Here is a 12515-nt window from a genome sequence, read left to right as displayed (position 1 = left end):
TTAATTCCGGATTGATCTGGATTGATTCAATCACTCTCAATCATTTTTTATTCTCTCACGATAGAACCGCCAGGATATCTGATTGACGCATGATGAGGTGCGGCACACCATCGACCTCAATTTCAGTACCTGCATATTTACCATAGAGTACCTTGTCGCCTTCTTTCACGACCATCTCTTCGTCTTTAGTACCTTTACCTACGGCAATCACTTCACCTTTCAGGGGCTTTTCTTTTGCGGTATCGGGAATAATAATTCCGCTGACTGTTTTTTCTTCTGCAGCGGCTGGTTTTACCAGCACTCTGTCTGCCAATGGTTTAATGTTCATACTACTAAAATTGATGTTACTATTTAACTTTTTATGGATCAAATTGACATCAGCAGAACTGCGAAATCTGTGCCAAAAATTATTTATGCCACAAAGCAAACAAAAAAAAGGATGCAGATGTAGAAACTGACAAGATGACTGACAAATTTTCAGTCTGCCCGCTTCATCTCCCTTACCCTGTTCTTCACATATTTTTCCAGCCACTGGTCCTGTTCCCACAGCAGATGCAGTACATTTTCCCTGGCAGCATAGCCATGGCTCTCCATCGGAAGGATCACAAGACGTACCGGAGCGCCGAAACTTTTCAGTGCCTGAAAATAGCGTTCACTCTGCATGGTATGGGTGCCTGAATTGTTGTCAGCCTCACCGTGCACGATCAGCATCGGTGTTTTCATCTTTGCGGCATGCATGAAAGGAGACATGGACTGATATACTTCCGGTGCATCCCAGTAGCTACGTTCTTCACTCTGAAAGCCAAATGGTGTCAGTGTTCGGTTGTAGGCTCCGCTGCGCGCAATACCGGCAGCAAACAGATCGGAGTGGGTGAGCAGGTTGGCGGTCATGAAGGCACCGTAGGAGTGTCCGCCCACGGCAACCCGATCAGGGTCAATATATCCCATCGCACTAACCGCATCGATAGCTGCTTTGGCATTCGCCACCAGTTGTTCCACGAAGCTGTCGTTGGGTTCCTCATCACCCTCCCCCACGATGGGGAAAGCGGCATCATCAAGTACCGCATATCCACGGGTTACCCAGTAAATGGGATTGCCGTAAGATAGATAGGTGAAAGTATTGGGATTTGAAGTATTCTGACCTGCACTGCTCTTGTCCTTGTACTCAGTAGGGTAAGCCCACATGATCATGGGAAGCTTCTCTTTCTTTTCTTTGTCGTAATCAGCAGGCAGGTAGAGTGTGCCGGTAAGTGTCACACCATCGGATCTGCGGTAGCTGATCACCTCCTTGTGAATCCCCTCGATGCTCTTGAATGGATTCTCAAAGTCTGTAAGCGGAATTAAATCTTTTTTTCGTTTGATATCCCGAATGTAATAGTTGGGATAATTAACAGGTGATTCAAGACGGGTGATCACCTCTCCTTTCTTGCTGTCAGCAAAAGCTACAAGACTCTCAACCTCTCCTTTGAGGTCAGATTGATAAATCCTTTTCTTCTGAAGCGTATTCAGATTGAGAGCGTCAATGAATGGAAACTGACCTTCGGGCGTGAAACCCTCACCAAACAGGTAAGCGTTGCCATCATCAATCTTAAGGGTGTAGCTGCCCAGCTCATTCTTCTCTGTCTGAAAAGTTCCCGGGTGGCTGTATGCATCCTGATAATCACGGTCGAAGAGGATGTGGGGTTCACGACTGGTGTCGGAAGGGTTGAAGAGATAAGTTTTGCTGTTGCGTGTGTTCCACCATCTGTCCTGTACCACTGCATAGCTTTCGTTGCCCCATATCACCCCTGCGAATCGTTGAATGGTCTTCATCAATGATTGAGCCTTACCGGTAAAAGGGGCCTCCAGCTGAAAGAGTTCATCGCGGAAAGGTTTTTCTACTTCCGGGTCACCATTGTCCAACGCTTCCACCCACGCGAGCGTTGCCGGCTTGTCGCCCCGCCAGTGGATGTTGCGCTTTCCCTGCCAGGTGGCCATGAACCCCACCGGCAGGTTGTCGAGCAATGGTTGATGGCTGAAGCTCTTCAAAAAACGACCATCGGCATGAAAGAGATCGGTTCTGTTGGGGAAACTGTACCAGGGCACCACATATGAAAATGGGTGCTCGAGCGTGGTTAAGAGCAGATAGTCCCCGTCGGGTGAGAACTCCTGATCGACATACATCCCTGCCTCTTTCCAAAGGTCAACATCACCGTTAAGATCCACACGATACAGTTCAGAGGTGATGAGCCGCTCGAAGTTGAGTTCGTCGACAGGGTTTTTAAGCAGATCCTGATAGGTGCGGTTTTGTGAGATCTGGCCCTCGCTGACCGACACAATCGGTCCTTCCGGCAGTGCTTTCCCTGCATCTATCAGAGAGGGGCGATCGGCGGGTAACATCTGCACCAATAGCGACGATCCATCGGGGAACCAACTGTAAGGCATGCCGGCGTTGGCATTCAGGATAGCCTGTGTGATTCTGCGTGCGGTGAGATCGGTGAGATCGATCACCCAAAGTTCGACACCCTGATCGGTGGTGTTGGTGAATGCCAATTTTGTTTCATCGGGAGAGAACGAGAAATAGGCCATGCGTGCATCTGCAGGCAACCTGGTAATTTGGTGCAAATCATTTTCAACCGTTCTTTTGCAACGTATGTTATTGTAATAGGTGATAGTGCTCGATATGTTGGCATCGGGGTTGATGCGCAGTCCCCCCAATCGCAGTTCCGGCTGTTTGAGTTCAGCCAGCGACTTGAAGCTGTTTCGATAATAGAAAAGCATCTGTTCTTGCCTACTGTCCATATTAACAGCGGGGGCTCTTTCAACATCTACCAACTCCAGTATCTCCCGGGGAGGCGTTTGAAAAGTGATCTTCTCCTGTGACTGTAACATCGTGGTTGTCATTGTCAATAAAAGTGTAAAAAGATAAGTTCGTTTTTTCATTTGATTCCTGTTTAGATTTATAGATTATCAATTTTGTGAAAAAGAGTGGCTGTTGCCTGCGCCGTAGGCATCACAACCATATCATTGATGTTCACATGGAGAGGACGGTTGATGATAAACCGAATGCATTCGGCAATATCACCGGCGACGAGATTTTCAAAACCATGATACACCTTTCCGGCACGAGCCGCATCACCATGGAATCGGACCAGTGAGAATTCGGTCTCCACCGCACCGGGGCATACTTGCGTGACACGAATGCCATGTGGTAGAAGGTCAATGCGCAATCCCTTTGTAAGGGCATCAACCGCATGCTTGGTGGCACAATAGACATTTCCGTTGGGGTAAACCTCCTTGCCGGCAATGGATCCGATATTGATGATTTGTCCGCTACCCCTTGCCACCATGCCTGGAGTCACAGCACGGGTGACATAAAGCAACCCCTTCACATTGGTGTCAATCATCCGGTTCCAGTCGTCGCTGTCTCCCTCCTGTAAGGAGCTCAGACCCGCAGCCAGACCCGCATTGTTTACCAGGATATCAATCGCACGCCACTCTTCCGGCAGTGATCCCAACGATTGTTTTACTGCCTGCTCATCACTCACATCAAAACAGAGCGGCAACACACGAACATTTAATTGCTCCAGTTTGTTTTTCAGTAACAGCAGGCGTTCTTCCCTGCGCCCGGTGATGATCAGGGCAGCACCCTCTTCTGCCAGCATCAGTGCAGTTGCTTCACCAATTCCGGCAGTTGCGCCGGTGACAAGTGCGATTTTTGACATAACAGCTTAAATTTTATGATTGAATGATCAAAAATAGCCAAAAAAAAGTTCAGGGAAGGGAATATCTGAAAAAAAGCGTATTTTTACATTCACAAACACAACTCAATATGAAGGAAGATAGTTTTATCACTGTGAAAACATTCAATTTCCCGGCAGATGCCACCATCGTCCAAACATTCATGGAAATGAGGGGGATTGAAATTTACATGAAGAATATGGTCTCTAACCGGCTGGCATACACCCTGGGGGATATTGAGATGCAGGTAAAGCAATCGGACTATGAGAAAGCCCGCGAGGCGCTGATAGAGGGCGGATTTGCCAAACCGGAAGATTTTCAGTAACTTTCCGTTATAATTATACCACATGATTGAACAGGCGGAAAAAGAAAGGAACAACCTGCGTTACAAGTATATCCTGATAGGGGCATTGATCCTGTTGGGATTGATCATCTTCAAATTCACCCGTCCCTATATGAGCGGTTTCCTGGGGGCCGCTACGCTTTATGTGATTGTCAGTGGCCAACAGCGATTTCTGACACAGAGGTGGCGGATGCGCAAATCTCTCAGTGCGTTACTGATCATGCTTGAGGTTCTCTTCTTTATCCTGATACCGCTCTCCGGATTGACGCTTTTGGTGATTGATACCTTTTCAGGGATCACTTTTGATCCACAGGTGATTCTCGATGATGTGAGCGCATTCATCCTCTCAATTGAAGAACGGCTTGGTTTCAATCTCTTCACGCCGGAGAATCTGTCGGGTCTCCCCAAAATAGGCACAAACCTGTTACAGGTTGTAGGGAACAGTGTTTACTCCTTTGCGATCAACATTGTCGTGATCCTCTTCGTCTTGTATTACATGCTCTTCAGCAACGATGAGTTTGAAAAGTCGATTCGTGAGATACTCCCTTTCAAGGAGGAAAACAAGCAGATCCTGGGGGAAGAGACCCGTCTCATCATCCAGGCCAACGCCATTGGTATTCCACTGATGGCAATTATCCAGGGCATCTTCGCCTACATGGGTTATCTTATTTTCGGCGTGGAGAGTGCACTACTCTACGCCATCCTGACCGCCTTTTCTACGATACTTCCACTGGTAGGGACCATGATTGTTTGGGTGCCGATCAGCATCGGCTTGCTTCTTGGCGGAGACTATGTGAACGGCATTGGGTTAGCCATCTATGGGCTTATCATCGTTGGTGGTGTGGACAATGTGGCCCGTTTTCTGCTACAAAAGAAACTGGCAGATATTCATCCGCTGATCACCGTATTTGGGGTGCTGATCGGAATCCCCATGTTCGGATTCTGGGGAATCATTTTCGGACCGCTCCTCTTATCACTCTTCATTCTCTTCTTCAATATGTACCGCCACGAGTATGTGAAGGGTTCGAAAGCGGTGCCACGTGTCACCACACGGATGAAAGCCAGAAAGGTATCAATTCCGGGATACAAACCGGTAAAAAGCAAAAAAAAGAAGATTGATGTTCCCAAGAATGAATAACCCCACTCCTTATCTGCTCACGATTATTCTCATTTTGTTTACTTCGGGTTGTCACTCCGGGAAAAAAGGAGAGCATCATGAATTTTTCGAACCCTACACTAATCATGTGGAACTACGCCATGCCAAAGGATTTCAAATAGATCGTGCTGATGATCATACCCGCCTCACCATTCTCAACCCCTGGTCGAAAGATGATGAACCATATGCGGTCTATTATCTCTACCCTACACTACCGGAGAAACTACCTTCCGACGGTATCTCCATCCAAATACCTGTCAGTTCACTGGTGGTGAATAGCTTTTCCTATTTCGAGTTTCTCTCCCTGCTGGGTGAAACGGATGCCATCAAAGGGGTGACCGACGGATTCCGGATCTACAACCCTTTGATACTTGAAAAAATTGAACAAGGAGTGATCAGCGACATGGGTGATCCCTTTCAACCAAACCTTGAAAAAGTGATGACGGTGAAACCTGATGCGGTGATCAACTCAGCATATGCCCAGGTGGACAGTTACAGCGAGCGACTCACCAGGGCCGGCATCCCTGTCATCTATTCATTGGAATGGATGGAGAATGAACCACTTGCAAGGGCAGAGTGGATCAGGATGATTGCCGCCTTTTTCGGCAAGGATCTGCAGGCCGACTCACTCTTTGCTGAAATTGAACAACGGTACAACTTTGCACGTGAGCAAATTCCAACGAATCCAGTACCCCCCTCGCTGCTGGCGGGTGACAATTTTCAGGGCACCTGGTACGTGCCCGGTGGCAAGAGCTTCAACGCAGCCCTCTTTCGTGATGCCGGTCTCCAGTATCGTTACAGCGACAATCGGGAGAGTGGCAGCATCGGGCTCGACATTGAGTCTGTATTGACACAATTCTCAGCTGCCGACTTTTGGTTTGGGTGCGAATCAGACAGCTATGCCGAGTTGGCAGAGAAGGATGCCAAATACCTATTATTGAACGCAGTGAAGAAAAGACAGGTCTTCAACAACCACAATCGCATCACCTTGAACGGGGGAAATGACTATTTTGAAAGTGGAGCGGCCCACCCGGACCTGGTGCTCTCCGATTTGATTCGGGCAGTTTACCCGGAGGCACTGCCCGAATATTCATTCACCTACATCAAACCACTGGAGGAGGAGCCATTCCGTGAATAAACAACCTGCCCTATTCCTGCTCTTGTTGTTGCTGCTTGCAACAGCATTCCTGGCCGATATATTCAGCGGGAATGCAGACATACCGTTCCTGGAAGCCTTGCAGGCATTACGGGGCGGATCAGATGATCTGATTGTGAACGAGATCATCCTCAATTATCGCTTGCCGAAAGCGATCACAGCGGTTATCGCAGGAGCTGCACTCTCGTTATCGGGATTGTTGATGCAGACATTGTTCCGCAATCCACTTGCGGGTCCCGATGTGCTGGGTGTGAGTGCCGGAGCTGGTCTTGGGGTAGCACTGCTCACGATGTTGAGTGGTACGGCGATTTATCCGATTCTCTCCTCATTGGGCAGCATGTCCACAGTGATTGCCGCCGTAGCAGGTGCTGCAGGTGTGATGCTGCTAATCCTCAGTGTATCGTCACGAATCAAAGACTCTATCACCATCCTGGTGCTAGGGATGATTTTTGGGTATGTGGCCAGTGCTGTGGTGACCATCCTGCAGAGCTTCGCTGATCCTGATTCTCTCAAGCTGTTTGTCACCTGGACCTTTGGCAGCCTGGGAGGTGTGACCTGGCAGAAGATGCCCATACTGCTCAGCCTCTTTGTGGCGGGTGTGTTGATCTGCTTCCTTTTGATAAAAGCGCTGAACAGTCTGCTGTTAGGTGAGCATTACGCGGTAAGCGGCGGACTGAACATTCGACGGACACGTCTTTTGATTATCGCCATTGCTTCACTTATCACAGGTACTGTGACTGCTTTCACCGGTCCCATTGCTTTTGTGGGGGTTGTGATCCCACACTTCGCCAGAGCATTCTTCGGCACGGTGAACCACAGGAGCATCCTGCCGGCAACCCTTCTGCTCGGCAGCATCCTGATGCTGATTTGTGACATCATCTCACAAATCCCCATCACCAACCGCACCCTCCCCATCAATGCTGTAACCGCTCTCTTCGGTGCTCCGATGATTGTCTGGGTCGTGTTAAAAAGAAAGAAACTTTAAAGTAACCGCTGTAGTTTGATCGTTCCAAAATTAAACTATGGCACTGTTTTTGCGTTAATACTGACGAACGTTAATTTTCATGGGCTGAAATTTCCCAACGGGAGTGATTCAAAAAATAAATTCTATATTTGTAAGAAATATAGTTGGTAAAAGAAGGAACAAAAACAATGGATAACAATTTTTCTCAACGGGTCAGAGAGATCATGGCTTACAGCCGCGAGGAAGCAGGAAGGCTCCAGAACAACTACATCGGACCAGAACATCTGATGCTGGCCATCCTGCGTGACAGCGAAGGACTGGCCATCCAGGTGCTCCAGGATTTCGACATCGATCTGGAAATGTTGAAAGCATATATTGACAAGCAAATACGTACCATTCAGGAGCCATATGATGGCACCAGCGAAGTTGTGATCAATAAAAATACGGAAAAAGCGTTAAAGATGAGCATTCTGGAAGCTCGTCTGACCAAAAGCAAAGAGACAGGATCTGAACATATCCTGCTGGCCTTGCTGAAAGAAAAGAACACATTGATCAACGATATACTCACCAAATTTCAGCTGGATTACTCCAGTGCATTTCTCTATGTGAAAAGCATACTTGAAAACAGGGGTGAAACAGATGAAACCAACCCTCCCATTGGGGGTGCAAACTTCACAGACGATGATGATGATGAGATGAACGACAAATCATCATTCAATCCGGGGAGCGGACAAAGCACCTCTTCACAGGCAAAGAGCAATGCTTCCGACACACCCGTTCTGGACAACTTCGGAACCGATATCACACGTGCCGCACTGGAGAACAGGCTTGATCCGGTAGTGGGACGAGAAAAGGAGATTGAACGAATTGCACAGATTCTCAGTCGTCGCAAGAAAAACAACCCGGTACTGATTGGTGATCCCGGTGTGGGCAAATCGGCCATCGTAGATGGTCTGGCATTGCGAATCACCCAGAAGAAAGTGTCACGGGCACTTTTCGACAAACGGGTAATCGCCCTCGATATGGCATCGATAGTGGCAGGAACCAAGTATCGCGGTCAGTTTGAGGAACGCATCAAAGCAATCCTGAACGAACTGTCGAAGAACCCCAACATCATCCTTTTCATTGATGAGATTCACACCATCGTGGGTGCTGGCGGAGCTGCCGGCTCGCTCGATGCGGCAAACATGCTGAAACCGGCACTGGCTCGCGGTGAGATACAGTGTATCGGGGCCACGACACTCGATGAATACCGTAAGAACATCGAAAAGGACGGAGCACTGGAACGTCGCTTTCAGAAAGTGATTGTAGATCCTACTACCCCCGATGAGACCCTTCAGATATTGCGTAACATCAAAGAGCGTTATGAAGAGCATCACAACGTGCGATATACAGACGAGGCGTTACAGGCCTGTGTGAAGCTCACCGACCGCTATGTATCCGACCGCACTTTCCCCGACAAGGCGATTGATGCACTGGATGAGGCGGGTGCAAGGGTGCACATCTCCAACATCGTGATTCCTGAGACCATCGAACATCTTGAAGGAGAGCTGAAAGAGGTGGAACAGCAGAAGACAGATGCCGTGAAGGCACAGAAATATGAGCTTGCAGCAAGCTACCGTGACAAGCAACGGCAACTGTTGCTGGCACTCGAAGCCGAAGAGGAACGCTGGCAAAAAGAGATCAAGGAGAAACCGGAACTGGTGGACGAGGAGAAAATTGCAGAAGTGGTGGCGATGATCTCAGGTGTTCCGGTACAACGCATCGCCCAGGCCGAGGGACAACGGCTGCTGGAGATGCGGCAAGAATTGAAAGAGAAGGTGATTGGACAGGATGAGGCGGTTGACAAGATCGTGAAGGCCATCCAACGCAATCGTGTGGGATTGAAAGACCCCAACAAGCCGATTGGCACCTTTATGTTCCTTGGTCCCACAGGTGTGGGCAAGACCCACCTAGCCAAGAAGCTGGCCGAGTTCCTGTTCGACTCAACCGAGAACCTGATCCGGGTAGACATGAGTGAGTATATGGAGAAATTCAACGTCTCCCGGCTGGTGGGTGCACCTCCCGGATACGTGGGTTATGAGGAAGGGGGCCAGCTCACCGAGAAGGTACGCCGACGTCCATACTCCGTGGTATTGCTCGATGAGATTGAGAAAGCACATCCCGATGTCTTCAACATCCTTCTTCAAATACTGGATGAGGGGCGTGTCACCGACAGCCTGGGAAGAAGAATTGATTTCAAGAACACCATCCTGATCATGACCTCCAACATCGGCACGAGGCAGTTGAAAGATTTTGGCAGGGGAATCGGTTTTCATACCGACAAAGACCTGACCGATGCCGAATACTCACGAAACATCATTCAGAAAGCCCTCAACAAGGCCTTCGCACCGGAGTTCCTGAACAGGGTGGACGATATCGTGATGTTCGACCAACTGAGTCGTGAGTCAATCTACAAGATCATTGACCTGGAACTGAAAGGGCTCTACATAAGAATCAGTGACCTTGGTTACAAGGTGGAACTTACCGAACCAGCTAAAGAGTTTATCGCCAACAAGGGTTACGACGTGCAGTTCGGTGCCCGTCCGCTCAAAAGAGCAATACAGAAATATATTGAAGATGAGATGGCTGAACAGATTCTCCGTACAGGAGTGAAAGAAGGAGATACCATCAAGGTTGACTTCGACAGTGAAAAGCAGCAAATCATCATGAATACAACAAACGAGAATGAGTGAACAAAAGATGAAAGTGGAAGTATGGACCGACATCATGTGCCCATACTGTTATATAGGGAAGATTCATTATGAAAAAGCGCTGCAGCAGTTTGAACATGCTGATGAAGTGGAACTTGAATTGAAAGCGTTTCAACTCAACCCGGAGTTGCCGGGTCTTGGGAAAGGTTATCCCGTAACCGAATATCTGACCCAAACAGCGGGTCTCAAGGAGGAGAAGATGAATCAAATGTTCGCAGGGGTGAAACAGCTTGCTGATGATGCCGGTGTGGGATTCAATTTGCCAAATGCTATTGCTGCGAACACGAGTGATGCCCATCGGCTCATCAAGCTGGCAGCAACGAAGGGAGTTGAGTCAGAGGTGTTGCGACGCATTTCCAGGGCCTATTTTGAGGAAGCAAAAGACTACAGCGACAGGGAATTGCTGATATCAATCGGCGTGGATGCCGGACTCGAAGAACAGTCAATCCGCACGATGCTGGAGAGTGATGATTACCTGTATGAGATCAAACAGGACATCCAGGAAATGGCCAACCTGGGATTTGACACGGTACCAACCTTCCTGATGGACCGCAGACAGGCCATCATTGGATCCGAACCGGAGGAACTCTTCCTTAAAGTGCTCAGAAAAGCATACAGTCACTGGAAGAACCGTACCGAAAAAGAGAATGAATTGACGGTGACAAAGGGCAAATCCTGTACTGCCGACGGTGTATGTGAGATTTAAACAGATGAGAATGGAATTCCTACGGATCGACCCGGAAGAACAAGAAAGATGGAACAGTGTATGGAATCTCTACGAAGAGAGTTTCCCAGTTGCAGAGCGGAGGAAAATGGAAGATCATCTGCTGGCATGTACCGATGAACGGTTCTTTCCCCTGTCAGCCTGGGATGGAGGCAGACTGGCAGGTCTCCTTTTCTTCTGGGAGTGGAAGGGTTATCGTTACCTGGAACATCTTGCTGTGACACCGGAACTACGCGGACAGGGGTACGGATCAGAGATGCTTCGCTACCTGCGTGACAGCGAACAGACCATTATCCTTGAGATAGACCCACTTGTCAATGAGTTATCAGTGCGCAGGCTCCAGTTTTATGAAAGGGCTGGCTTTACACTCACCCCCTATCGTTTTGTGCATCTTCCGTACCGTCTTGAGGCACAACCTCAGGAACTTCTAATTTTGAGCTATCCGCGGATGATCACAAAAGAGGCTCACAAAGATTTTTTACAGTTTGTGAATGAGGAGGTGATACGCTACTGTGAACAACCAGTCGAGTAAGAGCACCGGGCAGTATGATCAGTTCCCCAGCACAGAAGAGATCGCGCGCAGCAATTGCGTGAGCATCAAATTCTCGCGCTTGGACCTGGGGTGCATCGGATAAACGATCACCTCAATGGCATCATCCTCCGGCATACTGAGATAACCTCCCAATCCCCAGGACATCATCCTGGCATCGGTCCTGAACTTCAACACTTTGTTTTTTCGATCTGAAAAGGATATAATCCATTGCCGGTCGATACGCTGCAACACCTCATCGAATGGACAACTACTTCTGGCCTTGAATTTGAATCGTCCTTTCTTCTGACCAGAGAAGGAGGGAGGCGTAAGTAGTTCTGTTTCCATATAATCCAATCGTCTGAAAAAATAGGCGGTGATAAGAGCGGGAGGGATCACTCCCACCAGAAAAAAAACGAGACTCGCCTGCCAGAAATCAAATTGTACTCTCCAGAAAAGATATACAACCCCCAACACAGCCAGAAAAAAGACCAGAAAAACAGAAACCCAGAAAAGAAAAAGACGAATTGTAAATCGCATATGTATGTCTTGGTATTTGATATTCGAAACATATCGTAACTGTCATTAAACGACTAAAAAGCCATTTCTCCGCTGACAAACTAATGTAGCTGGGGCAACACCAGCTGTTCGGTGATCCGGATGTCACGGTAACCCATCTCTCTCAACAACGAACGGATTGCCGTTTTAGCCTGTTGTGTCGACTCCTCCAGGATCCCCTGCTCGAGTGCATCGTTCACCATCACCTTTTTTTCGCGAATCAAAGCTTCGTTGTAATCAGTAATACGGATAGGATTGAATGCGTTGTCACTTTCATTGAAAACCTCGATGGAGTTTTCATCAATCACCGTTTCCAGTATGCGCGGTTTTGGGAGCGTTACCAAAATAGTGGTGTCGTTCTCAGGTTTCACTGTAATTCGGTCGAAATCAACACCCGCCTTAATGTAACCATGGTATTTTAGTAAGAAGTACTTATCGGTGAGCGGTACATTCACATTCAGAATCTTCATGTAATCCTTATAGCTGATTACACCGGTGTAATTGTGCTTCACCAGTGCCAGCTCCTGCAGATAAGTGATCCTGTTCATCACGGACGAACTGTCATAACCTCTCTTTTTATCACTATTGACGTTGTTCACCCATAATAAGATG

12 protein-coding genes are annotated in these 12515 nt (G+C 48.2%); 7 read left to right on the top strand and 5 right to left on the bottom strand.

The features are described 5' to 3' along the window. Positions 1–55: 55 nt before the first annotated feature. From JS578_11225 to JS578_11215, 3 genes are all read right to left on the bottom strand, one after another. Positions 56–328, bottom strand: a complete 273-nt coding sequence (locus JS578_11225; protein ID QRX63422.1) for a co-chaperone GroES — start codon at positions 326–328, stop codon at positions 56–58. Between the two features lie 149 nt (positions 329–477). Beyond that, positions 478–2922, bottom strand: coding sequence for a S9 family peptidase (locus tag JS578_11220; GenBank protein ID QRX63421.1), 2445 nt, complete (start codon positions 2920–2922; stop codon positions 478–480). 17 nt (positions 2923–2939) lie between these two features. Further along, complete coding sequence (locus tag JS578_11215) at positions 2940–3704, bottom strand: SDR family oxidoreductase (GenBank protein QRX63420.1); 765 nt, start codon at positions 3702–3704, stop codon at positions 2940–2942. Between the two features lie 107 nt (positions 3705–3811). Between JS578_11215 and JS578_11210 the strand changes: the two genes are divergently transcribed. The 7 genes from JS578_11210 to JS578_11180 all read left to right on the top strand — a co-directional run bounded on the left by JS578_11210 (position 3812) and on the right by JS578_11180 (position 11348). Further along, a complete protein-coding gene (locus JS578_11210; protein ID QRX63419.1) occupies positions 3812–4045 on the top strand; it encodes a DUF2007 domain-containing protein in 234 nt (77 codons plus the stop codon). A gap of 22 nt (positions 4046–4067) precedes the next feature. Continuing rightward, positions 4068–5201: an AI-2E family transporter gene (locus JS578_11205; protein ID QRX63418.1), complete on the top strand. Its 1134-nt coding sequence runs from the start codon at positions 4068–4070 to the stop codon at positions 5199–5201. Next, positions 5182–6357 (top strand): ABC transporter substrate-binding protein, encoded by a 1176-nt coding sequence (locus JS578_11200; GenBank protein ID QRX63417.1) that lies wholly within the window; start codon positions 5182–5184, stop codon positions 6355–6357. Before JS578_11205 ends, JS578_11200 begins: the two co-directional genes overlap by 20 nt. Beyond that, the gene (locus JS578_11195; GenBank protein QRX63416.1) at positions 6350–7360 is read left to right on the top strand and encodes an iron ABC transporter permease; all 1011 of its coding nucleotides are present in this window, start codon (positions 6350–6352) and stop codon (positions 7358–7360) included. The genes JS578_11200 and JS578_11195 overlap by 8 nt, the downstream gene beginning before the upstream one ends. A gap of 167 nt (positions 7361–7527) precedes the next feature. Next, a complete protein-coding gene (locus tag JS578_11190; GenBank protein ID QRX63415.1) occupies positions 7528–10074 on the top strand; it encodes an ATP-dependent Clp protease ATP-binding subunit in 2547 nt (848 codons plus the stop codon). After that, positions 10067–10798 carry a DsbA family oxidoreductase gene (locus JS578_11185; GenBank protein ID QRX63414.1) on the top strand — a complete coding sequence of 244 codons (732 nt, stop codon included), beginning with the start codon at positions 10067–10069 and terminating at the stop codon, positions 10796–10798. The genes JS578_11190 and JS578_11185 overlap by 8 nt, the downstream gene beginning before the upstream one ends. 4 nt (positions 10799–10802) lie before the next feature. Continuing rightward, positions 10803–11348, top strand: coding sequence for a GNAT family N-acetyltransferase (locus JS578_11180; GenBank protein QRX63413.1), 546 nt, complete (start codon positions 10803–10805; stop codon positions 11346–11348). 18 nt (positions 11349–11366) lie between these two features. Here JS578_11180 and JS578_11175 read toward each other — a convergent pair whose 3' ends face one another. Together JS578_11175 and JS578_11170 are read right to left on the bottom strand one after the other, a co-directional pair. Next, the gene (locus JS578_11175) at positions 11367–11693 is read right to left on the bottom strand and encodes a hypothetical protein (protein QRX63412.1); all 327 of its coding nucleotides are present in this window, start codon (positions 11691–11693) and stop codon (positions 11367–11369) included. Between the two features lie 272 nt (positions 11694–11965). Beyond that, positions 11966–12451: a DUF4230 domain-containing protein gene (locus JS578_11170; GenBank protein QRX63411.1), complete on the bottom strand. Its 486-nt coding sequence runs from the start codon at positions 12449–12451 to the stop codon at positions 11966–11968. Between the last annotated feature and the right edge of the window lie 64 nt (positions 12452–12515).

This window comes from Dysgonomonadaceae bacterium zrk40 (assembly GCA_016916535.1).
Classification (GTDB): Bacteria; Bacteroidota; Bacteroidia; order Bacteroidales; family Dysgonomonadaceae; genus Proteiniphilum.
The sequence above is the reverse complement of the archived record's forward strand: the minus strand, read 5'-3'. Positions and strand labels throughout refer to the sequence as shown.

Bases quoted from the DNA above. Each gene is read 5' to 3' on its own strand.
- JS578_11225 (QRX63422.1), bottom strand. From the start codon at position 328: ATGAACATTAAACCATTGGCAGACAGAGTGCTGGTAAAACCAGCCGCT.
- JS578_11220 (QRX63421.1), bottom strand. From the start codon at position 2,922: ATGAAAAAACGAACTTATCTTTTTACACTTTTATTGACAATGACAACC.
- JS578_11215 (QRX63420.1), bottom strand. From the start codon at position 3,704: ATGTCAAAAATCGCACTTGTCACCGGCGCAACTGCCGGAATTGGTGAA.
- JS578_11210 (QRX63419.1), top strand. From the start codon at position 3,812: ATGAAGGAAGATAGTTTTATCACTGTGAAAACATTCAATTTCCCGGCA.
- JS578_11205 (QRX63418.1), top strand. From the start codon at position 4,068: ATGATTGAACAGGCGGAAAAAGAAAGGAACAACCTGCGTTACAAGTAT.
- JS578_11200 (QRX63417.1), top strand. From the start codon at position 5,182: ATGTTCCCAAGAATGAATAACCCCACTCCTTATCTGCTCACGATTATT.
- JS578_11190 (QRX63415.1), top strand. From the start codon at position 7,528: ATGGATAACAATTTTTCTCAACGGGTCAGAGAGATCATGGCTTACAGC.
- JS578_11185 (QRX63414.1), top strand. From the start codon at position 10,067: ATGAGTGAACAAAAGATGAAAGTGGAAGTATGGACCGACATCATGTGC.
- JS578_11180 (QRX63413.1), top strand. From the start codon at position 10,803: ATGAGAATGGAATTCCTACGGATCGACCCGGAAGAACAAGAAAGATGG.
- JS578_11175 (QRX63412.1), bottom strand. From the start codon at position 11,693: ATGGAAACAGAACTACTTACGCCTCCCTCCTTCTCTGGTCAGAAGAAA.
- JS578_11170 (QRX63411.1), bottom strand. From the start codon at position 12,451: ATGAACAGGATCACTTATCTGCAGGAGCTGGCACTGGTGAAGCACAAT.